Source organism: Affinundibacterium nitidum (genome assembly GCF_014284155.1).
Lineage (GTDB): Bacteria > Pseudomonadota > Gammaproteobacteria > Burkholderiales > Burkholderiaceae_D > Undibacterium > Undibacterium nitidum.
In genome coordinates this window covers 134451-157984 of the sequence record NZ_JACOFZ010000003.1, presented here as the reverse complement: position 1 = coordinate 157984, position 23534 = coordinate 134451, and the positions used below count along the sequence as shown (strand labels likewise).

The 23534-nt window shown below is 47.3% G+C and carries 18 protein-coding genes; 8 read left to right on the top strand and 10 right to left on the bottom strand.

Features of this window, described 5'->3' with window-relative positions; all coding sequences use genetic code 11:
- Positions 1 to 59 precede the first annotated feature (59 nt).
- The gene (locus H8K36_RS10545) at positions 60 to 842 is read right to left on the bottom strand and encodes a DUF481 domain-containing protein (protein ID WP_186916521.1); all 783 of its coding nucleotides are present in this window, start codon (positions 840 to 842) and stop codon (positions 60 to 62) included.
- A gap of 388 nt (positions 843 to 1230) precedes the next feature.
- On the opposite strand from H8K36_RS10545, the gene H8K36_RS10540 reads away from it, so the two are divergent.
- From H8K36_RS10540 to H8K36_RS10530, 3 genes are read left to right on the top strand one after another with little or no spacing between them, the layout of a single operon-like run.
- On the top strand, positions 1231 to 1578 hold the full coding sequence (locus H8K36_RS10540) for a hypothetical protein (protein ID WP_186916522.1): 348 nt from the start codon (positions 1231 to 1233) through the stop codon (positions 1576 to 1578).
- 15 nt (positions 1579 to 1593) lie between these two features.
- On the top strand, positions 1594 to 2067 hold the full coding sequence (locus H8K36_RS10535; protein WP_186916523.1) for a nuclear transport factor 2 family protein: 474 nt from the start codon (positions 1594 to 1596) through the stop codon (positions 2065 to 2067).
- Positions 2068 to 2108: 41 nt separating this feature from the next.
- Complete coding sequence (locus tag H8K36_RS10530; RefSeq protein ID WP_186916524.1) at positions 2109 to 2816, top strand: CAP domain-containing protein; 708 nt, start codon at positions 2109 to 2111, stop codon at positions 2814 to 2816.
- Positions 2817 to 2874: 58 nt separating this feature from the next.
- Here the strand turns inward: H8K36_RS10530 and H8K36_RS10525 are convergent, their stop codons facing one another.
- The 3 genes from H8K36_RS10525 to H8K36_RS10515 form a co-directional block, all read right to left on the bottom strand.
- The gene (locus H8K36_RS10525; protein WP_186916525.1) at positions 2875 to 4773 is read right to left on the bottom strand and encodes a PAS domain-containing sensor histidine kinase; all 1899 of its coding nucleotides are present in this window, start codon (positions 4771 to 4773) and stop codon (positions 2875 to 2877) included.
- Positions 4774 to 4786: 13 nt separating this feature from the next.
- Positions 4787 to 6079 carry an HD-GYP domain-containing protein gene (locus H8K36_RS10520; RefSeq protein WP_186916526.1) on the bottom strand — a complete coding sequence of 431 codons (1293 nt, stop codon included), beginning with the start codon at positions 6077 to 6079 and terminating at the stop codon, positions 4787 to 4789.
- Positions 6080 to 6237: 158 nt separating this feature from the next.
- Complete coding sequence (locus H8K36_RS10515; protein WP_186916527.1) at positions 6238 to 7818, bottom strand: amidohydrolase family protein; 1581 nt, start codon at positions 7816 to 7818, stop codon at positions 6238 to 6240.
- A 196-nt stretch (positions 7819 to 8014) separates the two neighbouring features.
- On the opposite strand from H8K36_RS10515, the gene H8K36_RS10510 reads away from it, so the two are divergent.
- Together H8K36_RS10510 and H8K36_RS10505 are read left to right on the top strand one after the other, a co-directional pair.
- Positions 8015 to 9940 carry a M64 family metallopeptidase gene (locus H8K36_RS10510; RefSeq protein WP_186916528.1) on the top strand — a complete coding sequence of 642 codons (1926 nt, stop codon included), beginning with the start codon at positions 8015 to 8017 and terminating at the stop codon, positions 9938 to 9940.
- 701 nt (positions 9941 to 10641) lie between these two features.
- Entirely contained in the window at positions 10642 to 13671 is a 3030-nt protein-coding gene (locus H8K36_RS10505) for a TonB-dependent receptor (protein WP_186916529.1), read from the top strand.
- A 402-nt stretch (positions 13672 to 14073) separates the two neighbouring features.
- Here H8K36_RS10505 and H8K36_RS10500 read toward each other — a convergent pair whose 3' ends face one another.
- Together H8K36_RS10500 and H8K36_RS10495 are read right to left on the bottom strand one after the other, a co-directional pair.
- A complete protein-coding gene (locus H8K36_RS10500; protein WP_186916530.1) occupies positions 14074 to 15465 on the bottom strand; it encodes an L-cystine transporter in 1392 nt (463 codons plus the stop codon).
- A gap of 111 nt (positions 15466 to 15576) precedes the next feature.
- The gene (locus tag H8K36_RS10495) at positions 15577 to 16542 is read right to left on the bottom strand and encodes a D-2-hydroxyacid dehydrogenase family protein (protein WP_186916531.1); all 966 of its coding nucleotides are present in this window, start codon (positions 16540 to 16542) and stop codon (positions 15577 to 15579) included.
- Positions 16543 to 16900: 358 nt separating this feature from the next.
- On the opposite strand from H8K36_RS10495, the gene H8K36_RS10490 reads away from it, so the two are divergent.
- From H8K36_RS10490 to H8K36_RS10480, 3 genes are all read left to right on the top strand, one after another.
- A complete protein-coding gene (locus H8K36_RS10490) occupies positions 16901 to 18748 on the top strand; it encodes a phosphoenolpyruvate carboxykinase (GTP) (RefSeq protein ID WP_186916532.1) in 1848 nt (615 codons plus the stop codon).
- Positions 18749 to 19159: 411 nt separating this feature from the next.
- A complete protein-coding gene (locus tag H8K36_RS10485) occupies positions 19160 to 20131 on the top strand; it encodes a LysR family transcriptional regulator (RefSeq protein ID WP_186916533.1) in 972 nt (323 codons plus the stop codon).
- Between the two features lie 14 nt (positions 20132 to 20145).
- Positions 20146 to 20835, top strand: a complete 690-nt coding sequence (locus tag H8K36_RS10480) for a riboflavin synthase subunit alpha (RefSeq protein ID WP_186916534.1) — start codon at positions 20146 to 20148, stop codon at positions 20833 to 20835.
- A 10-nt stretch (positions 20836 to 20845) separates the two neighbouring features.
- Here the strand turns inward: H8K36_RS10480 and H8K36_RS10475 are convergent, their stop codons facing one another.
- The 4 genes from H8K36_RS10475 to H8K36_RS10460 all read right to left on the bottom strand — a co-directional run bounded on the left by H8K36_RS10475 (position 20846) and on the right by H8K36_RS10460 (position 23492).
- Positions 20846 to 21460 (bottom strand): helix-turn-helix transcriptional regulator, encoded by a 615-nt coding sequence (locus H8K36_RS10475; RefSeq protein WP_186916535.1) that lies wholly within the window; start codon positions 21458 to 21460, stop codon positions 20846 to 20848.
- Positions 21457 to 22683 carry an MFS transporter gene (locus H8K36_RS10470; protein ID WP_186916536.1) on the bottom strand — a complete coding sequence of 409 codons (1227 nt, stop codon included), beginning with the start codon at positions 22681 to 22683 and terminating at the stop codon, positions 21457 to 21459. Before H8K36_RS10470 ends, H8K36_RS10475 begins: the two co-directional genes overlap by 4 nt.
- 112 nt (positions 22684 to 22795) lie before the next feature.
- Positions 22796 to 23017 (bottom strand): helix-turn-helix transcriptional regulator, encoded by a 222-nt coding sequence (locus H8K36_RS10465; RefSeq protein ID WP_186916537.1) that lies wholly within the window; start codon positions 23015 to 23017, stop codon positions 22796 to 22798.
- Entirely contained in the window at positions 23010 to 23492 is a 483-nt protein-coding gene (locus H8K36_RS10460; RefSeq protein ID WP_186916538.1) for a hypothetical protein, read from the bottom strand. The genes H8K36_RS10465 and H8K36_RS10460 overlap by 8 nt, the downstream gene beginning before the upstream one ends.
- Between the last annotated feature and the right edge of the window lie 42 nt (positions 23493 to 23534).

Below are 23534 nucleotides of genomic sequence, written 5' to 3'. Positions count from 1 at the left end.
AATGAAAAAGCCGTACCATGTGTCTTCATGGTGCGGCTTTTTAATGACTAAAACACAGTTTAGTATTTGTAGCCGAAACCGAAGGTAATCAAACTGGTTGTCTTCTTGAAGTTAGCACTCGGTTTGCTGGTGTAGTTGAACGCTGCGCCTGCATTTAAGGTCCAACCGTTGGCTACGACTGTCGCCAGGTTGATATCGAGTGTACTACGTGTCCCAATCTCTGAAGTGCCTGGATACACCACCCAACGTTGTTTGACACTCGACGTTGGACTGAGCTTGTGGGTGGATTCTTCGCCCAATAGAAATTCCACACCTTTCTTGCTACTCGCCGATGGCGGAATTGTGACGCCAAATTCGGTTTTGGAATAGCCAACACCGGTGAATAAATCGAAGCTAGTTTCTGGAGTTTTGATCGCCTTATAACCGGCACCTGCATTCACTGAATAGCGTGAATCAATATTTTGGATTTTATTGGTTTCCGCTTCACTACCGCCGAAGAAGAAGCTATTTTCAGACAAGTTGTAATCATAACGACCACCTAAGCGGAACAATTGCGCCGTATTGGTTTTTACATCATTGACCTTGTTGCTGCCATAGTTAATCAAGGTGTAGAGGCCGAGCTTATCTTCTGCCGTTGCCTTGCTGCCGTTGGCATTCACCGTGAAGGTTTGCGATGAAGTATTGCTGGAGGCGTAAGAGCCGCCAATTGAAATGCCACCATGCCATTGATTGTCTTGTAGCGCTTGAGCATGGCAGTTTGCACCTAGGATAAGTCCAAGACCGCTGATTAAGCATTTGACTAACTTTGCGCGTGAGTAAAATTGATGGTTGAACAGTGTCATGTTCAGGAATCCTTTGAAGACGAAAGTGGAGAAAATGAAATGAGAATTTGGTGTAAATAAATCAAGAACGCTAAGCTGTTAAGCCGTCCGCGATAGGTGCATTTATCGCGGCCTGGCGGTTTTGGTCGCGGATTATATCCTTCTTCCAACAAGCTGGTCGCCGCGCGAGATTCAAATTTAACGTCGAAGGCCAATTTAGGTTGACTTGTTCTTATCAAAAGTGACATAAACTATTTTTTGTTGTATAAACGAAGCTAGTGTCGGATTGTGGTCTTTTCTTCGTTTTGAAAAAAAAGATCTGTTCTAAACTATGAGTGGAATAATCCGTGATCGCAAGTGTTAATAGCATTGCGATTATGATCTTGACTCTCAAACTAGGCGGTATGTCATGCGACTTTCATCTATATTCTTATTAGTGCTGAGCAGCTTCACTTTGTTGGGGTGCGATCGGTTGGGCATACCAGATCCAGCTCGCGACGCAGCGATCAAAGAAGCCGAAGCGAAAGCGACGGGTAGTGCTTGTCGTCATGCAGGGCGTGGAATTGAAGATTGCTATGCACTAAATCCTGATGCGGGACGCGCTGCCGTTTATGCTGGTTGGAAAGAAATGAACGACTACATGCGTGAAAATAAGATTGAAGAAGTAAAGCCACAGATCGCGCCGTCACAGCCCGCTGCCGGCTCGGCAGAAGCTTCTGCTGATGCTTCTGCAAGTGCTTCGGCCAGCGCTCATTAATTGAGAGAACCCCAGATGCAACATCCTAATGCAAAGCTCATCGAGCAGTTTTATACATCGTTTCAAGCCCTAGACGCCGAGAGTATGAGTGCTTGTTATGCTGAAAATATTGAATTTTCTGACCCCGTATTTACGCATTTAAGTGGCAGTCAAGCTGGTGATATGTGGCGCATGCTATGTAGCAGAGCGCAAGATTTTAGTTTGAAATTCGATGGCATTGACGCCGATGATCAACGTGGCCGTGCGCATTGGGTTGCAACCTATGTATTTTCACAAACCGGCCGTACAATCGTCAATGACATTCATGCGAGCTTCGAGTTCAAAGATGGCAAAATTGTGAAGCACAAAGACCATTTTGATTTGTGGAAGTGGGCACGACAGGCTCTGGGTATCAAAGGTTTGCTGTTAGGGTGGAGCAGCTTTGTGCAGGGCAAAATTCAGCACCAAGCACAGTCCAGTTTAACCAAATTCTCAAACAGCAGAAAGTAAGCCTCATGTGTTCGGTTCCTTCTAACTGATCTTGTCTTTCGATGTCCTACAAACGTCTTATTCGCCCTATCATACCGACACTCATCGCTTTGAGCCTGGTCTCTTGTCATGGCCCTGAGAATGCACGTACGGGTGAGAAACGAGCTGCGGTTACTGTACCTGAATCAGAAATAGACGTTAGACTGCTGCCCACCGAGCCAGGTTTGAGTGACCCTAATTGCGGGCTCAATGGAGCGCAGGGTATAGAAATGGAATTATTGCGGCGCGTGAATGCTTTTAGATCCGAGCCTAGAATGTGTGGTACGAAACGATATGATGCCGCGCCACCAGTAAAATGGAATCTGCGACTGTTGAATGCGTCCTATCGCCATTCAGTTGATATGGCGAGAAGCAACTTGGTTTCTCATACGAGTTTAGATTCGAGGGAATTGTGGAATCGATTAGATCAAGTTGGCTATGCGTTTCTCAAGGCTGGGGAAAATATTGCGGCAGGACAGAATTCGGTTGAGAGCGTCGTTGTAGCATGGCAGCAAAGCCCACATCATTGTGCAACGATGATGGCACCTGACATGCCTGACATCGGCGTCGCCTGCGTCTATAAGAAATCTTCGTTTTATAAGTACTATTGGACGATGGATCTAGGTAAACCAATGTCGATGCCAATTGAACACCCGTCTCAAGTCGGGGGTAAGCAACGTGTGCCGGTAGAAGAGAAAGAAAAAACTTGGTTGGAATCGGCAGTAAAGTAAAGAAGAGTTTTACCTTTGTCTGCAAATATTTTGCAGGGCCGAATTGCGACATGCATCGCTACTCGCTTGGCAGGTTGGCCGAAGGGAGTGAAAACCAGAAAACACTTCCTTTATTAATTTCGCTCTCAAAACCTACGGCGCCGCCCATCTTTTCAATAAAAGACTTGGTAATGTTGAGGCCTAAACCTGTACCGCCCTGTTTGCGTGTATTTGAACCATCGGCCTGTGCAAATTTGGTGAAAATTCGGTCCCGAAATTCAAGTGGAATGCCTGGACCTTTGTCGACAACTTCAACCTTCAGCATGTCTTGACTGGTACGCACAATAACTTCGACGAATTCCCCTTTCGGAGAAAATTTGGCAGCGTTCGATAAGAGATTCGCAAACACTTGCATCACGCGTTCGCTGTCTCCGCGCGCCATAGGATTGCCTTGTAATGGCGCCAGCCTATAGTGGACATTGAGCGCCGCAGCATAACTGCTATTGGCTTCAATCGACTGTTCTGCTAGGGCGTACAAATCAAATTCTTCGTCATTAAATTCCATCTTGCCCGACACGAGTTTTTCCATGTCGAGTAGATCGTTGACTAAGGTGCCTAGACGTTGGCTGTTGCGATGGGCAATTTCAATCAGGTGCTTAATTTTTGGAGCTAGTTCACCTGCTGCACCACTTTCTAACAAACCAAGTGCGCCACGGATCGAAGTCAGCGGTGTGCGAAGTTCATGGCTCACGACTGAAATGAACTCAGACTTGGCGCGATCAGCTTTGCGCTGTTCGGTAAGGTCAAGTACGAAACCGACCCATTCAAACCGTGAACCTTCTAGTCGTGCCAAGCTAACCATGACGGGTACTTTACTACCATCTTTGCGTGTCAATTCTGCTTCGAACGGCGCAGCTTGTCCGAATTTTTCAAGTTCCTTAAGTGCAGCTTCATGTGCTGCATGATAAGCCGGTGAGGTCAGGGTGAGCCACTCGACTTGATTGCCAATAATATCTTCGCGGTTGACGCCCAATAAGTCCAAAAGAATTTCATTGGCCACCGTGAGATGGCCTTGCATATCACCTTGAAAGATGCCGATCAAGCTGGAGTTGATCAAGCGTCGTAATCGTGATTCGCTAATTTTGAGCGCATCCAACATGCGCGATTTGTCATGCACTGCCTGTTCCGCCATATTCAGTGCATCGACTAAATCACTCTCAACTTTTTTCATTGCGGTGATATCGCGAACGCTAAAAACCCTACCGACTAATCGATCCCGCAGGTATTCCGGTTTTGAAACGCAAATAAAATGCCTGCCATCCGTTAGTTGTAGAGTGTTCTCACTTTCAGACTCTGGCTCGTTATGAAGTTTTTGTATGACCGTTTCAAAATGTTTAGGGTTGCGTAATTGAGTAACCAGGTACTGCAGCATTTGGTCGGCGTTTCTTTCTACAATGAGTTCATCACTCAATTGCCACATCCCAGCGAATCGGCGATTGAGGTTGACCACATAGCCATCCAAATTAATCGACATAATTCCTTCTGCGGTAGCTTCTAAGGAACTTTGTAATTGCGACGCTAAAGTCACTTGGTCTTGAATCATCCGACGCCGACTCGTTAGATCTTCGGCTTGGATGATCCATACAGTTTGGTCGCCTTCGGTGAAACTACTTACACGTTTCTCGACCGGTATTGCCCGACCATCTCGACTTAGCCATTCGCTTTCCGCAACTCGCGCTTGCATTAAGATAGGAGCGACTTTAAGTTCCTCCCAAAAGAAAACATCATTGAGCGAGCATTCGACTGTGAATAAAGCTTGTCCTATGATTTCGTCGCGAAGTCCACCGATCATCTCGCACGCGCGTTGGTTGATTTCAAGTATCTCAAGCTCGGGAGCTGAAACCACAATCATGGCCTCGTTAGCTTGCTGCATGATGTGATGCAGTAGCTTCAGTTGTAACGGGATTGATGGCTGCATGCTCATGTCATCTCTACCCATTAGGCTTAGCGTTACCGTTCGCGGCGGTCTTCGATTTTGAGTCGAAGTAGTAATTCACTCGCTTGCGCGGATTGAGATAATCAAATATCGCTTTGGGTAACAAGCCGGGTCGAATACTGCCGGTAATCGAGATATCACTAGACTCGTCGGCGAGGTCGAGAATGATGGCGTCCTCTTTAGGGATTTCCGCGTCATAGACCAAAACCCGCGGGCGTAGCGGTTTTCCGACATTGACATTCATAACCAGGCCGATGGCTTCGTTGGATAGTCGGACAATCGTTCCTGGCGGATAAACGCCTAGGCTTTTGACCATGGTCGCCATGACCGTCGGGTCGAACTGAGCGCGGCGATGGGCATACATCGTAGAAAGTGCTTCGTGTGGCGTCAGTGATTGTGCCGGATCGATGTGATTGCAAAGATTATCGTAAACATTGGCAATCGTTACGATACGGGTTGGCATCCGAATCGCATCTGCTTTTAATTTTTTTGGATATCCACTGCCATCGAGATACTCGTGGTGGCTGGCGATGACTTCTAAAACGATAGGGGGAAGCCCGGCTTTTTTTCCGACTTCGACCCCATAATCAGGATGTAATTCGAAAAAATTTTGTTCAGGTTTTGTGAGCGCTTCAGTCTTGTGCAGAATTTTATCGGGAATATTGACCTTGCCTAAATCGTGGAACAAGGCAGCCATCCCGACGGATTTGATTTGCGCTTCAGTACATTTCATTTCGCTAGCCAGCATCATTGCCAACACCGACACATTCAAGCCATGGAAATACAACTCTTCGTTGGCACTTGTTTGTTGAATCAAGTGCATAACCGTGTCGTTCGAATCGAGAAAAATTTCGGCGATGCTATCGACCAGCTTCCCTGCTTCTTTGATGGTTGCTTCTGGTTGTGAGAAGATGGTTTTGCCTATGCTGCGAACTACGCTTGCGGCGTGGACGAATTTTTCCTCACATCGCGCGAGCTCCTCTCTTTGCTTTGCTAACTTCTCGAAACGCGCTTTCTTCGCCTCAATAATGCTATCAAAAACTTGCCCTTTGATCTCTGTCGTGTTTGATACCGGTTTTGAGGGCGCATTGATTTGGGTCAGGTCAGACTTGGAAGGGATGTAGCGAATATGTTTAAGTTTAAGCGCTTGTAGTTCGTTGATCTGCTGTTGATTAGTGATCTTGAACGAATTCATAGAGAACGAATGTTCAAACCAACTGAGGTCAAGCTTGATGAACATCCCAAGCTTAACTTGATCAATTGCAATCAGTTGTGAGTCGTCTGCCATAGTTTCGTGCGCTCTTAGAGTGAAACTGACAATAGCATAGGGGCTGAACTTTGCAAAGGTTCTTTACCCCTCATCGTTGCTGCGCTTACCACATCGTCCGTATAAGATCGGACAAGGGATAATGTCATTCATGGAGTAGGTAAAAAAATAGAGCGAACTTAATGTTTTTCCGATGCTTGGGATTTTGCTTGTAGAACCATACCTCTCACATCGCTTAGTAATTTTTTTGCATCATAGACGATGCCGTCTTTTACGGTGTATTTGACGCCGCCGACTTGTTTTACATCGCCCTGTGGGCTCAAACGCATATGCCCAGTTCCGTAGAGAACCTTAAAGTTTGCCAATGGATTTTCATCAAGAATCGCCAAGTCGGCTAATTTCCCTGGTTCGATGCTGCCTATGCTTTGGCTGGCGCCTAAAGCTTCTGCGCCGGAGAGCGTCGCCGCGCGCATGACTTCGAGTGGATGAAAGCCCGCTTCTCTCAATAACTCGAGCTCTTCAATTGTGCCAAAGCCGTAGAGTTTATAAATATAGCCAGAATCCGATCCGACCGTGACTCGGCCGCCTCGATTTTTGTATTCGTTAACAAACCGCATCCAAAGTCGGTAGTTTTCCTTCCAAGCCACTTCTTCTTCGGTGCCCCAATCGAAGAAAAAAGAACCATGAGAGTCTCGATTTGGACTAAAAAACTGAGCCAGTGAAGGTAAGGTGTACTCGTCGTGCCAATCAGCGCGGCGGGCTCGCATGACATCCCGCGCAGCTTGATAAATCGTGAAAGTTGGGTCGATGGTGAAATCAAGTTTAAGTAGTTCGTCCATGACTGCGTTCCATTTTTCTGAGCCCGGTTTGGCCGCCTGTGCCCATAAGCGTCCTGCTTGACCAAAGCGTTGTTGTTCGTTTTGGTAGTTGTAATCCGCCGGATAGTTTTGCACGCGCTGTCCGTCAAACAAGGCTTCAGGTAATCCATACCAATGTTCCATTGATGTTAGACCCCAACGAGCTGTGTTGAGAACATTGACACGTGCAACATCGATTTGGGCATGGTGACAGGCTGAGCGTAAACCGAGTTTTTTGGCTTCTTCTAACGCCGCTTGCAGAATGTCAGGTCGATAGCCGAAGCATTTCAGCCCATCTGCGCCTTTAGCCTTAATCATTCTCACCCAAGCACGGGCCTGTTCAGGCTCAGTGAACGGGGCTTCTGTGCCTTGTCCAAAAAATGGATAGGCGAAAATCCGTGGTGCTGTAATGCGATTTTCAGCACTTCTTTTCTTTTCGTCGAGACAAAAAGCTAAGCCGTTGCCGCATGCTGGGTCGCGAATGGTGGTGATGCCATGGCCCATCCATAATTTATAGACATACTCTGCAGGGGTACCTTGCTCTGCGCCGCCAATATGCCCGTGCATATCAATCAGCCCCGGCATGACGTAATGGCCAGCCAGCTGTAGTTCAGTGCCGCCTTGTTTCAATTTTGGCCTGGCGTATCGCACCGTTGAGCCCGGCGAGCCGACTGTTACGACTTGTGTGATACGGTTGCCTTCAATTACGATGTCAGCAGGCCCAAAGGCGGGGGCGCCGGTACCATTAATGACCGTTACCTCACGCAGAATTAGCTGCGTATAGGGGCCCTGTCCCTCCATTCGTGCTGGTGCTGGGGCGACTGGCTTATTAGCTCCATCTGCGAATACCGCCGAAGTATGGGCCAGCAGAAAAAACATCAGAAATCGAATGGCGTAGCGCATGGAAACTCCGTGAGGTTAAATTGGGCGGCATGCAAATCCGCAATCAGTATCGGTGAAATGTGATCCTCGCTCAAGCGTCTTCGGCTATTCGTTGTGTATTTGCTTGATCCCCCATAGTGATTGTGGAGTCTGATGCTTTGGGCTAGTATTCTTTTAAACTTCGTCGTCGACAAAACTCTTTTTTGAATGAGTGTATATGCCAGACTTAACCTCCCTATTAAACACCGGTGACAGCGCCCATCGGGTTGACATTACGATTGTTGCCGAGGGCTATACACAAGCCGAACGCGAGAAATTCTTGAGCGATGCTAATACGTTTTTACGTACTTTCCTCGGCTCTGACAATGCTAGGTTGAATGCGCCATTTTCCAACTACAGTGGCTTCTTCAATGCCAATGCTTTGTTCTTCGCTTCCGCTCAGTCGGGTACGGATCAACCGAATAATGGCATCTCAGTCAATACCTACTTCAATGCCTCTCAGCATGGTAGTGATGGTAGATTGCTGTATGGAGATTCCGGCTCGGTCGAAATTGAAGTCGAAAAGGCGCTACCTGCCAACGCACACGAATTGATTATCGTATTGGTCAACACGCCGTTATATGGCGGTGCAGGTGGTTCTATTGCATGGGCATCAGCTGGCAATAGTGCAGCCTCAGAGTTGGCTTTGCATGAGATCGGACACAGTTTTGCAGACTTGCAGGATGAATACGTCGATTCTGCGGTAGCGCCAAGTTTTCCTCTAGACGCAACTTCGTTCCTGAATAGCGCCCATGTCACTGATTCACTTTCCCGTATTCCTTGGAGTGATTGGATGGGCTACAACGACGGTGAGTTGGGTGTGGTTGGAACTTACCAAGGTGGTTACTATCGCGCCAATGGCGTGTGGCGAGCGACTCAGAACTCGAAAATGCTGACTTTAGGCGTGCCGTTTAGCGCTCCTGAGAAAGAAGCCTTTGCCCTGCACTATTATCAAGCAATTGGTGACTACTTGTCGGTTGCATCGACAATTCCAGGTATCTATCAACCACAGACGCCCAACAACACTTTGTTTAGCTTCACATGGTCTGCAACCGGCAAGACTTCAGTAAAGACCGATGGTAGTTTTTTTGATGCTTATGCCGCTGGACTCATGTCTACGGGGAGCACGATCACTTTGACTACCGTTGACAGTACGGGCCTAATTCGCAAGAACTTGAGTGCCTCACAGCAAAAGGAAAATGTGCTGGTGAGTTCGCCAATTAAGTTGGTTGCCGACGCGTCCTACTCAGTTTTAGCAACCGACAAAGGGGCGATTTTGCAAATGGGCACTGGCGATAACGTCATCACGCTTGCTGATCTTGGTTTTGCTCGTCAAATGTATATAGACGGCGGAATTGGTTCTGATTCCTTGAAGTTAGCCGCTAAATTAGTGGACAGTAGCCACTTTAGTATTGCTCAGATGGCAAACGGGACGCTCATTTTGGGTGAGAACATCGGTTTAAGTTTGGCGAGTCATCAAATTGAATCAATTCAGTTCCAAGATTTTTCTATTAATCCCAACATCCATCAAAATGCGAAGAGCCTTGCAAAGACTTCATTGAAAAGCTTGGAAGATTTGTATGTAGCGTATTTCAATCGCATTCCAGAGGCTGATGGTTTGAATTATTGGATCACACAAATGAAAGCTGGCATGAGCTTGGAGCAGATCGGTAATGCTTTTTACGCGGCAGCTATTTTGTATCCTGATCTCACAGGTTATTCAAACAGCATGTCTAGCGCTGATTTTGTGAATATTATTTATAAAAACGCATTGGGACGAAAAGAAGGCGCCGATGCAGAAGGCCTAGCATACTGGACTCAGCAACTGAATTCCGGTAAGGAAAGTAAGGGGTCCATGGTGCACACGATTCTCGGTACAGCGCACAACTTCAAAGGAGACGCCACGTGGGGCTGGGTTGCTGATCTACTCGACAATAAAGCTGAGTTGACCAATAAATTTGCAGTCGAGTGGGGCCTCAACTATCTGACCGAAACAGCATCTATCACCAATGGTATGCAGCTAGCGAGCCTGATTACGCCTACAGACATTACTGCAGCACTGAGCCTGATCGGGATCGCCGAAGGTCAGATTCAATTCATTTAGTTACATTGCATTTTATGCCACTAGATGTGAATGGAATTCTTTGCTCATTTGTTGGTGGTATTCTCGACTAGCCTTCTTGACACCATAAAAAGTAAAAATATTTACTTTTTATGGTGTTTTTCAAACCAGGATTGTTGATTTCTTTGTGCTTTGCATAACAGTATCTCTTTGTGTTTCCCCGCTTTAAAACCGTCTCTTTTCTTTCGTCACAAAACCGCTAAACGTCTCGCTTTGTGTGCCTTTTTTCGCACATTCGGCAGTTTTTCCAGTTCGTGATCAGAATGAAATTCACTTATGACCATCCAATTATTATTTGTGTTAACTGGGAAAAACTTCGAGCTTAATTTTGCAAGTTTGAATATGAGCCTAATATTCATCAGCACAAGTTTCTGAAAATTATTTTAATTTCCAGTGAGCACACTTTTTGTTTAGTCGAAGCTGTTGTTTTTTAGTGAGGATTTCGCCGGAAAAATTGACACCCTAAGTCTGAAAATGATCTCATGCATGCTGCATAGCTTTTTGGAATAGTTCAAATATACAGACAAAAACGGGCATTCCACGTGAATGGAGTGAGGCTGTTACTAATTAATTGAAATTAAATTTTTAATTTATTTTGATTTTTTGGAAATGGTACTTTCAGTCGATTATGAGTTTTGCAAAGCGGTGATCACAAAGTGTTTTTTTACTTATAAGGTGTCTCAATGGTAAACAATAAATTTAATATGAAGCAGGTTCGACGCTCAGCAATCGCTGTGGCAGTCGGTATGTGCTTCGCTTCCATGGCCTACGCACAAAATGCTGACGGTACTATCTTCGGCCGTGCAAAAGCAAAAGAGCAAGTTCAAGTTGTCAGTTTGGAAAATGGCTCATCACGCGCTATTGAAGCTGATAAAGACGGCGGCTTTACTTTCTCCAAATTGCCAGTTGGCCGTTACAAAGTCACTGCTGGTGGTAAAACACGTGAAGTGTCCGTTGCGATTGGTTCCGGTACTGAAGTTAAATTCGATGACGTGGCAACTGTAACGGTTACTGGCTCACGTACACGTAACCCAATCGACGTTTCCAGCACAGAATCCAATACAGTATTCTCCTTGGCTGAAATCCAAGCATTGCCAGTTGGCCGTAACGCTACTGCAGTGTCTTTGTTGGCACCAGGTACAGTTGCAGGTGATGCAGCTTTCGGTAATTTGGCTTCCTTCTCCGGTGCGTCTGTAGCGGAAAACGGTTACTACATCAACGGTTTTGACGTTACGAACATGCGTAACTTCACGAACTACTCTTCATTGCCATTCGACGCAATCAGCCAACAACAGGTTAAAACTGGTGGTTACGGTGCTGAATTCGGTCGTTCATTGGGTGGTGTTGTGAGTTTGTCCACTAAACGTGGTACAAACACATGGAAGGGTGGCGCGTCTGCTTACATCACTCCAGGTTGGGCAAGTGCAGCTGGTAAAACAGTTGTGAACCAAGATAAAGATGCATGGATTAGCCCAAGCCAACCGTCTTACACATTGTATAGCCCAACAGCAAACACATTCAAAAACTTGTCATACAACGTGTATGCAGGTGGTCCAATTGTGAAAGACAAATTGTTCGTCTTCGGTTTGTTGGAAGGTCGTAAAAATACGTCCGATACATACGGTGGCGCAACGAGTCAAACTTCTAGCGCAGAAACACCAAACGGCATGATCAAACTCGACTGGCAAATCAGCGATGATCACCGTTTAGAGTTCACTGGTATCAGCAACAAGCGTCGTACTAGCTATCAAACTTTCGACAACACTAACAACGCAGACAAATACGCTTTGCGTCACGTTGGCACACCACGTTTGTCTTCAGTTGATTCTGGCGGTGACGTAGAAATCTTGAAGTACACAGGCTATTTGACAGAAAACTTGACCTTGACTGCACAATACGGTCGTCTGTACAGCCTGCTGGGTAGATTGAATGACCCATCTAACTTCGGCGCAGAATGCCCAGCTATTTACGGCACAAACGGTCAACCAGCGTATGGTTGCTGGAACCCAGCTCACTTCACAATTCGTGATTTGAAAGCACAAGATGATGGCGATACACGTAAAGGTAAACGTGTTGACTTAGAGTGGATCGTTGGTTCCCACACAATCCGTGCTGGTTACGATGCGCAAGACTTCTTCTCTACACAAGCTGGTGAGACATATTCCGGTGGTGTTTACTATCGTTACTACAACATGCCAGCAAGCCGCACAATTAACGGCGTAGTTGGTGCAGGTACCCCTGGTAACTCGGAATATGTTCGCGTACGTAAATATCAGTCAACTTCCGGTGAGTTCTCTGCGAAGAATGATGCGATGTACTTGGAAGACAGCTGGAAAGTCACTAAGAACGTATTGGTATACGGTGGTGTTCGTTCTGAATCCTTCGATAATAAGAACGCGGATGGTGTAAGTTTCGTCGATCGTAAGAACTTGTTGGCTCCACGTTTGGGCGCAGCTTGGGATATGAATGGCGATGCATCCATGAAGGTATATGGTAACTTCGGTCGTTACTATATTCCTGTAGCATCTAACACAAATATCCGTTCTAGCCGTTCTGAGTACCTCGAAGGTCGTTACTACAACTTCACAGGTAAAGATCCTAAGACATTGGCACCTTTGACGTTAGGCCCAGAAATTGGTCAAGCAATTATTTCTGGTAGCCCAACAGCTCCAGATCCAGGTACGATTGCTGACACAAAGTTGAGCCCAATGAATCAAGACGAATATATCTTGGGTTTCCAAAAAGCATTGTCTAAGAACTGGGTTCTCGGCGTAAAAGCAGTGTACCGTAAAGTTAATGCAGGTATGGACGACTACTGCGGCCATACAGGTATCGCTAAATGGGCAACAGAACATGGATATGCTGATTTCGATCCAGATTCATTGGCAACATGTATCTTGATGAACCCAGGTCGTGCTTTGAACTTGAAGATCGATGCTAAAGGTGATGGTAAGTTGGTAGAAGTAACTGTACCAAACAGCTACCTCGGTTTGGCTGAGTACAAACGTACTTACAAAGCTTTGGAATTGTCTTTGGATCGTCCATTTGATGGTAAATGGGGCTTGTCTGGTTCCTATGTTTACTCTGTGAACAAAGGTACTGCAGAAGGTTATGTACAGTCTGACTTAGGTCAAGAAGATGCGGGTATTACTCAAGACTTCGACTTCGGTTCATTCACAGACGGTGCATACGGTACATTGCCAAACAACCGTACACATGCATTGAAACTGTATGGTAACTACGCATTGAACGATAACTTCCGTTTAGGCGCGAACTTGACTGTGGCTTCTGGTCGTCATACAAGCTGTATCGGTTTCGTACCACCAACAGTCTCTGACTACAACGGCCCAAGCGGCACAACAAACGGTGGTTCTGGTGCGTACAACAGTGCATCCAGCTACTACTGCTTGAATGCTCAAGGTACGACAGTGTTGGGTTCACGTGGTAACGGTCCAGTTATGCCATGGACTAAGCAATTGGATTTGAACATTGCTTACATCTTGAAATTGGAAGGTGGCCGTACGTTGACATTGCAAGCTAACGTGTTCAACGTGTTCAACACTCAAACTGTAACGATGGTTAACCAAATCCGTGATTACAGCCGTGCTGATAGCAAGCTGCCAACTGGCAACAAGTTGAATCCTAACTATGGCTACCCATCTTCATTCTTGGGTGCACGTACAGCAAGTTTCACAGCTCGTTACGAGTTCTAATTGCTGAAACAAGTTAGTTCGACAAAGTAGTATGAAAAAGCCCCGCCTAGTGCGGGGCTTTTTTTTGCGTGCTTGCCGCGAAGCTCTTGCAGGCGCGACATATATGGCGGTTCACGTCATCCAATAGTATTTGCTGTGGAGGTGGTTCGACGCTCGTATTATGCATTGGCGCACAATAAGTTTGAAGACAGGCTATAGGCGGCGTTTGCTAGCTGGCGCTTCTCTCGAGCCTATGAGGTATTCAATGATGTGAGAGGGCGCCGTAAGAGCCGTTCCATGAACTGCTTTGTATCGCGTCATGGAAGGCGATTCGAATGGCCGGAGTGCACTCCAGCCAATTAAGGAGAGGCGAATTTTTTAGTTCTCGGAGGTTTCGTTTCGCGTGAATTCGATTCTGCTGGCTCAAACTTCAAGCGCGCTATCGTCTTTCTGGTCTTGTTCGAAGACCGACTTGTCGGTTGTTCCTAAAATTCGACTTGTGACTGTACCGGCGGTGATCGCACCGCTCACATTCAGTGCTGTTCGCCCCATATCGATCAACGGCTCAATCGAAATCAAGAGCCCTGCCAAAGCAACTGGTAAGTCTAAGGTCGATAACACGATCAGTGCGGCGAAAGTCGCGCCACCACCGACACCAGCCACACCGATTGAGGCGATAGCAATGATGCTGATCAGTGACGCGATAAAGGAGAACGAAGTGGGATCAATACCGACCGTCGGTGCGATCATGAAAGCCAACATGGCTGGATAAATTCCTGCACAACCATTTTGGCCTATGGTCGCACCAAAAGAGGCCGCAAAATTAGCGATACCTTCGGGAGTTCCAAGTTGCTTGGTTTGTGTCGCAACATTCATAGGGATCGCACCCGCACTGGTACGTGAAGTGAATGCGAAAATGAGGACAGGTGCGACCTTCTTTAGATAGCGCGGAATGTTAAAGCCCGCTAAGCCGATCATCGCCAAATGCACGCCAAACATGATCAAAATCGCTGAGTATGACGCTACGACAAAATTAAAGAGATTGAGTATGTCGCTCGCGTTGGACTTGGCGACGACTTGAGCAATTAATGCAAGTATGCCAAATGGGGTAAGGCGCAGTATCACCGTCACAAGGCGCATCACAATGGTCTGTGCAACTTCAATAAAATGGGCAAAGGATGCAAAGATTTCAGGTTTCTTTTCTGCGATACCAGTTGCGGAAATGCCGATTAAGATCGAAAAAATAACGACGGCGATGGTCGATGTTTTGCGGGCACCGGTCATATCAAGGAAAGGGTTTTCCGGTATGAAGCTGAGCAACATGCTCGGAATAGAAACTGCTTTTGCACTGGCTAAATTGCCTTCTAAATATTGGGCGCGGGCGAGCTCCGCGGTTGAAGATTGCAAGCCAATCGTCGTCAGGTGAAATGCGTTTGCCATCAGTAGGCCAATGCAAGCGGCGATGACGGTCGTGATCAGAAGAGTGCCAATAGTCAAAGTACTAATTTTGCCCAGTGAGCTGACATCTCGGAGCTTGAGGATGGCACTGATGATCGAGACCATAATCAAAGGAATCACAACCATTTGCAATAGCTTCACATAGCCACTACCGATGACATCTAACCATAGATTGGTCTCTTTTATCGTTGGAGACCCTAGGCCGTAGGCGAGCTGAAATCCTGCGCCGAGTACGATTCCTAAACCGAGCGCGGAAAAAACACGTTTTGTGAAAGACCAGTGTTGCTGCTGCATCCAATAAAGTGCCCCAAGAAGGGCGCTGGCAATGAGCAAATTGAGAATTACAGAGAGAGTCATCTTGGTCTCGTCACAGAGGTGAGGGAAAAAAGCATTCTAGCCGAAAAGCCAAATGAAGAGCGGGGAATACCCAGACTCTCCGGCTATTGTCGGCTATAGACGTGGAATTACTTACTTGAACTCCCTATGAGACTTTACGTGTTCAATTAAGTTCGTGAATGCCGTGCCAAAGTAGAGCTCGTAGCTATCGCGTTCGACAAAACCAATATGCGGCGTTAGCAGTACATTTTCGCGATTGCGGAGGGTATCTTCGCGCGGCAATGGTTCCGATTCGTAGACATCAATGGCGGCGTATCCTGGTCGCCCGTTATCGAGCGCCTTAGCGAGGGCTGTTTCAGCGATTAATTCCGCACGACTTATGTTGACCAATAAGGCATCGCTTTTCATCAGCGCCAGATCTTGCGCCTCGACGATACCTCGAGTGGCATCGTTCAAACGGAGATGGAGACTGACAATGTCTGAGCTTGCGAAAAAATGTGGCTTACTTTCAGCAGGCATAAAACCATCAGCAAGCGCACGCTGTCGGCTCTGCTCGCTGCCCCAAATCTGGATACGCATGCCAAAGGCTTTGGCGTATTGCGCCACGAGTTGTCCGATTTTGCCGTAGCCCCAAATTCCAAGTGTTCGTCCCTTTAGTACCCGACCGAGACCATTCCATTGCGGATACAGCGAAGCGGTTTGCCAGACGTGATCTTGTAAGAGTGCTGAATATTGTGGGATTTTGCGCGAAGACGCCATAATCAACGCCCATGCTAATTCAGCAGGTGCGGTCGGATCGCCATGCCCCTCTAAAACGGTAATGCCGAGCTCTTTCGCTGCTTCGATGTCGATATTGCCCGATACTTTCCCCGTCTGTGAGATGACTTTCAGCTTCGGCAACTTCGCCAGCAAAGCGCGATTGAGAACGGTGCGTTCGCGAATTAATACGATGGCATCAAAAGGAGCCAAACGTATGGCGAGCTGGCCTAAGCCAACTGCCCGATTATTAAACACTTTGACCTCGTGTTCGCGCAAAATCTGAAAGCAGTCTAGCTGGCGGACAGCATCTTGGTAATCGTCGAGAATCGCAATTTTCATAGGGGAAGGTATTGAAGTGGTTTGTTATTAGCTTGGCTATTCAAGCTAAATAATTTACAAAAATGTTTTAACAGTGATAATAAAAGTGTCGCAAAGTTAGGCGCTTTTCTCAAGCTCGGTGTAGAATACGCTGCACGTAGCTTTTTGAATCTTCCGTTCCGTGCAGTCTCTTCTGTCCGGGCGTAAGCTTGGATCTCAGACATCCCTTCTTCTTCAGTCTGTCTTCCGATTATCCGACAGAAATGCCGCTAAGGTGCCCGTCATGCTTGAGCTTACCTGCTCGCATACCCGTTCATCAAGCCCTTCCTGCCGTGCCGCTACACCGATTTTTTATTGAAATGGCATTGGAGTTAGTATTATGAATCAACCTAGCATGCAAGGCGTAACGGCACTCAATGTGCCCGCGCACGTAAAGCATCAAAAGCTCATTAATTGGGTGGCGGAAATGGTCGCATTGACCAAGCCTGATAATGTGTACTGGTGCGATGGCACACAAGAAGAGTATGACCGTTTGTGCGCACAAATGGTGGCCGCTGGCACCATGAAAAAATTGAACGAAGCGAAGCGCCCAAATAGCTATCTCGCTTGTTCAGATCCTTCCGACGTTGCTCGCGTCGAAGATCGCACTTATATCTGTTCCGAAAAACAAGAAGACGCTGGACCAACTAATAACTGGATGGCACCAACAGAGATGCGTGCAACTTTGCATCCATTGTTCGACGGCTGCATGACAGGCCGCACGATGTATGTTGTGCCTTTCTCCATGGGCCCATTGGGTTCCCCTATCGCGCACATCGGTGTTGAATTGTCTGATTCCCCTTATGTTGCTGTGAACATGCGCATCATGACGCGTATGGGCAAGGCAGTGTTTGATGTTTTGGGAACAGACGGCGATTTCGTCCCATGCGTACATACTGTTGGCGCGCCATTGACCGCTGGCCAAAAAGACGTGGCATGGCCATGCAATAGCACGAAATACATTGTGCACTACCCAGAAACCCGTGAAATCTGGTCCTTTGGTTCCGGTTACGGTGGTAATGCATTGTTAGGTAAAAAATGCTTCGCCTTGCGTATCGCTTCCACGATGGGTCGCGATCAAGGTTGGTTGGCTGAACATATGTTGATCCTCGGTGTTGAATCACCAGAAGGCAAAAAGCACTATGTCGCAGCAGCTTTCCCGTCTGCATGCGGTAAAACGAATTTTGCGATGTTGATTCCAGCGATCAAAGGCTGGAAAGTGACAACGATCGGTGATGACATCGCTTGGATTAAGCCAGGTAAAGATGGTCGCTTGTACGCGATTAACCCAGAAGCGGGTTATTTCGGTGTTGCTCCAGGCACGAATACCGCAACCAACTCCAACTGCATGTCTTCATTGACAGCAAATACGATCTTTACCAACGTCGCGTTGACCGACGATGGTGACGTATGGTGGGAAGGCATGAGCAAAGAAGCGCCAGCGCATGTGATTGATTGGCAGGGTAAAGATTGGACACCAGAAATCGCGAAAGAAACTGGTCGTAAAGCCGCGCATCCAAACGCACGCTTTACAGTGGCTGCTACACAAAACCCTGTACTCGATGCAGCGTGGGATGATCCAGCAGGCGTACCGATTTCTGCTTTCATTTTTGGTGGCCGTCGTTCCACGACAGTGCCATTGGTAACAGAAGCGCGCAATTGGGTAGAAGGCGTGTACATGGCAGCGACCATGGGTTCTGAAACGACTGCCGCTGCTGTTGGTCAACAAGGCGTGGTGCGTCGTGATCCATTCGCGATGTTGCCATTCATGGGTTACAACATGAGCGACTATTTTCAGCATTGGTTGAACATGGGTGAAAAAGTCACTGCACTCGGCGGCAAACAACCCAACATTTACTGCGTCAACTGGTTCCGTACAGATGCCAACGGTAAGTTTGTATGGCCAGGTTTTGGCGACAATATGCGCGTCTTGAAATGGATGTTGGAACGCATTGATGGCGCCACGACCGGTCAAGAAAACGTATTTGGTATCAGCCCACAATTCGAAGACATCACATGGGATGGTTTGAATTTCACGGCAGAACAGTTCGACACCATCACGTCTATCGACAAAGATGCATGGAAAGCCGAATTGGAGTTGCACACCGAATTGTTCGATAAACTGAAATACCGCTTGCCAGCTGCATTGCAAGCAACGAAAGAAGCCTTGGCACAACGTTTGGCGTGATGGGCTGTAAAGCAGATTGAGAAGCTTAGGCTCCTCCCATAGCAATAATGAAAGACGCGGGTGGTTTTCCACTCGCGTCTTTTCTTTTTTTGCTTGGCATCAGTAAAAAAAGTTTTTATTCATTTTGCTGGCGATTTTGCACCACCTCGATCCACGCATGCGATCGCTGCATTTGTCGTGCACGCTTTTCGCGCATGCGACATTTTCGATTTTATCGAGCGTATGCTCGCATTCACCGATCTCAACAATAAGGTTTTCACCGCTTTGGTGCAAAGCGCAGCAAATATTGTTCAGTTGATCTAGGTCGGTTTTGACCAAAAAGAGTGCCAAATCAAGTGCTTGTGCACTGGTCAATTCTGTTGCTATCGATAAAATCTGGGATAATGAAATCCTATTTTGACAGGACTGCCTATGAACTTCTTGACCTTAGATTTGAATTTATTACGTGTGTTCGACACCGTAATGGTCGAGCAGAACCTCACTCGCGCGGCAGATAAGTTGGCGATGACGCAGCCTGCGGTATCCAATGCCATCAAACGTTTGCGCTATTCGCTGAATGATGAATTGTTGATTCGCACCGCTTACGGAGTGAAGCCGACACCACGCGCCGAAATCTTATGGCCAGCGATACGCGAAGCTTTGTCTACCTTAGAGGCGGCTATTGCACCAACGAGTTTCGATCCCTCGAAAGCCGTTGCCACCTTTCGCATGGCAATGGCAGATTCGACGGCTGCTCTATGGATGCCGACACTGATTACGGCGTTTGAACGAGAAGCGCCGCATATGAACGCCCGTATGGTGCCTTTGACCACACGTGACCCACGTCCGCTGTTGGTTCAAGGCGACATCGATATTGCAGTCGGTTTCTTCCCAGGCATCGTCGCACAGCTCTCCGGCGGCCAAGGTGCTGCGCGCAGCCCGATTCGCCATGAACGTTTATACACGGGTCACTATGTATGTGTGATGAGTAAAAATCATCCACTTGCCAATGAGGAACTGACCTTAGATAAATATTGCGCTGCGAATCATTGTTTGGTGAGTTTTTCTGGTCGTGCCCATGGATTAATTGATGACGAACTATTAAAGATGGGACGTGAGCGCCGTATTTTGCTGACGGTGAATCAATTCTTTACAGGTGGCAAAGTCGTAGCCAATTCGGATTTGATCACCGTGTTACCATTACACTTTATCGCCTCGACCGGCATGAGTGAATCCTTAGTGTGGAAAGAGCTGCCGTTCGAAACGCCAGACGTACACGTGGATATGTTGTGGCATGAGCGAGATGGTCGCAATCCAGCACATCAATGGTTACGCGAGCATTTCGTCAACATGACACATGAAATGTTTGCACCACTGGCGAATGTGCGCAATCAGATTGAATAAACGAATAGAGAATCATGTTTACAGGTATCGTGCAAGGCGTGGCCACGCTAGAGAAAATTGAAGACCGTTCAGGCTTGCGCACCATACGCTTAGCTTTCCCACCAGATTTTGACCATGACTTAGCCATCGGCGCGAGTGTCGCGACAGATGGTGTCTGTCTGACGGTGACTCAGTTGTTCGACAATGCGGCAGAGTTCGACATCATGCAGCAAACTTTGAATATCACGACCCTCGGAAGCTATGCTGAGAAAGCACAGGTTAATGTTGAGCGCGCTGCCAAAGATGGTGCAGAAATTGGCGGCCATCCTTTGTCTGGCCATGTCGACTTCGTCGCTCATATCGCGCAAATTCGTGAAACCGAAAACAATTACGTTTTGCGCTTTTCGGTACCAGAACAATGGATGCGCTACATCTTCGCCAAAGGCTATATCGCGATTAATGGCGCGAGTCTTACCATTGCTGAAGCTAATCGAGAAGAGCATTGGTTTGAAGTGTGGTTGATTCCAGAAACCCTGCGCATGACCGTGTTTGGTCACAAACAAGTCGGCGATGCGGTCAACATCGAGATTGAAAGACAGACGCAAGTCATCGTCGATACCGTACGCCATATGCTGAAAGAAACCTTGGGACCATTGATGCCCGCCTTGGAAGAAGTGCTGGCACGCCAAGGGGCGAGTGCGGTTTTGGATAAGCTAAAATCTTAACGATATCGGATTAGCGAGGTCTTATCCAATACACACAACGCCGCCCTTGCTGCATCAAATGCTCCGTACGCTGGACCTGTACTCCCTCACCTAAAGCGTCTTGAAAAACCTGAAGTTCAGAACGACAGAAATTTTGACAGCTGCTGGCCGCAGCACAAATGGGGCAGTGATTTTCGATCAGTATATAACCACCGTCTTCATGTTTTTCTACTTCAGCCATATAGCCTTCGAGTGAGCGGATGTCGGCGAGGGCTTTGAGTTTGCCATTGAGGCTTTTGAACTTCTCAGTTTGCTTTTTATACTGCTGAAGACTTTCGGCTTCACGTGCGGTGATCAGTTGGTCGACGCCTTTTTCACCAAACAGCTGGCGTACGTGTTGAAGTAATTGCAGTGTTAGCTCGCTATGGCGGTCGGGGAAACGCCCGTGCCCCGCGGCGCTCAGTTGCCAATAGCGACTGGGACGCCCTTGTTTTTCGGCTTGATCCACATACTCGACTAGACCTGCTTCATGCCATGTTTCAAGATGCTTACGCGCGCCCATCGACGTCAAGCCCATGAGTGCGGCGGCTTGTTGCGCCGTGAGTGGGCCGCGGGTCTTGAGTAAAAAGAGTAGCTGCTCTTTCAAAATGCATTCTCCGCGGCGATTGCATTATCTTTGGCTTCCAGTTCGGCTCGCCAGTGCCCGATGCGTCTTGCAGCCCAGATACTGAGTAGTGCGCCAAAAACCAAAATGATGCGGGTATCAATCAAGGTCAGAATTGAGCCTAGTAACGCAATCATGATATTGGCTAAGTAGAAGGTGGTGGAGATTAAGCCCATGACGGCACCTTGACCATGATGGCCGAATCTTTCGGAGCACCAACTTGGCAGTAGTGCGTTATAAATCGCGTTAGGAAAGCCGAAAGCAATGATGGCGATCAAACCTATCCAAGTGTTCCCAAGTCCCACTGCAGCGACAGCCGCAGCAGCGCAAAATGCATGGAATTGAACTCTTCGCAGGGGCATTACATTACTTGGCCGTCCAGCGAAAAGGGAGGCGAGTGCCATCACTGCGCAGAGACCCGCAGTCATCCACGCAATGCCTTTCGAGTGATAACCAGCAACCTCAACCAACCACAACGGAAAAAAGTCATAAAAAGCAGTGACGCCGCTGGTGTACGCAAGTTGGATGATGAACAGCTGCTTTAGCTCAGGTACTTTGAGTAAGTTAAATGCATGCTTAGAACGCGCGACTTGCCACCATGAGGTCGTCAAGTGTGATGTCTTCTCTTTCGGCAGCGCGATTGCCACCATGCCCGCGGTCAGCAATAGGGCAACCGTGGCGATCCAAAATGGTACAGTGATGCCAAACCCCAAAGTCATGCCCGCAATTAGTGGGCCGACCAACCAGCCGCTATATACCGCACCGTTAAGCCAGGCCAGTGCTTGTACTCGCAAATCACCTTCCAAACGATCTGCCAACATGGCGCGCGCGACCGAGGCATTACCTTCTAATAAGCCTGTCACGAATCGCGCCAAGATGAATAGGGGATAATTCTGTATCACCAAAGACCATGCTGTAATCGCATGACCAAGCGCCGCGCCAGTGGCGCTCGCCAACAACACCGGACGTCTGCCGTAACGATCTGACATTGGCCCAAGCAAAGCTGTCCCGATCAATAAACCTAATGGATTAATGCTGAGCGCAATTCCAAATAATAGTTTCGGTGGTAAACCTAAAAAATGGTTGAGGTTATTACTCACATCCGCTGCAAACAATGGCGGCAGGATGGGATAAGGAAGGGCCGCGCCGACGGTGGAAAGCAGTGCCAGTAAGCAGGCAGCTGCAATGAGGAGGGGAGTTTTCATACTGCGTCTCAAATCACATTGAGATCGCAGTATAAATGAGGTTCATTTTTAAATAAACAATAAAGTTTATTTACTTTGCGCCTCAATTAATTGCAAAAAGCAAAAAATGCATCTAACTGCTTTCGAATTCGTCGTGGAGTTCAAATACATCTTCCACTTTTACGTTGAAATACTGCGCAATTTTCATTGCAATAATCACTGAAGGAACAAAACGCGCGGTCTCTACTGCGCTGATCGTTTTGCGAGAGACACCGATCGCTTCAGCTAGATCTTGTTGTGAAATTTTTTGCTTGAAACGTAATTTTGCGATGTGATTGTCTAGTTCTTCACTCATGATTTTTGTGAATTAAAGTGACGATACTCAAACCATAGGCGAGGCAAGCGGTGGAGAGGATAAAACCAATCAGGTGATGTGTTCTTAATGTGGTCTGGGCGATGAAATTGGAATTCTCATTGGAAAGTATGAATATGAGCATGGCACACATCATCGAGGCGTCGAAAGCGCCTCGATATGATTTATTGGAAATCTCTTGATTGAGCTCATCGTCATATCGAAAATGTAAAAATGAACGCTTACGCATATCCATTCCATTGGCAATGCCTTCTGCGAAACTATAAATCAGAATAATCATGGCTGCTATCCCAACAATGAAACCCAGAGTTGTACCCATTTTTGTACCGAGTAAAATCTGTGCGTTTGATAAAAGGAAATCACCAGACAAAACGAAAGAGATCGAAATCGAGTTTAAGCCCATGAAGTATAGAAACCGTTGTTCAGCCTCCGCTTGTGTGTATTTTTGACTTTTCATTCAAGGCATCTCTTTCTATGTGATTTGAGACTAAACAAGGCA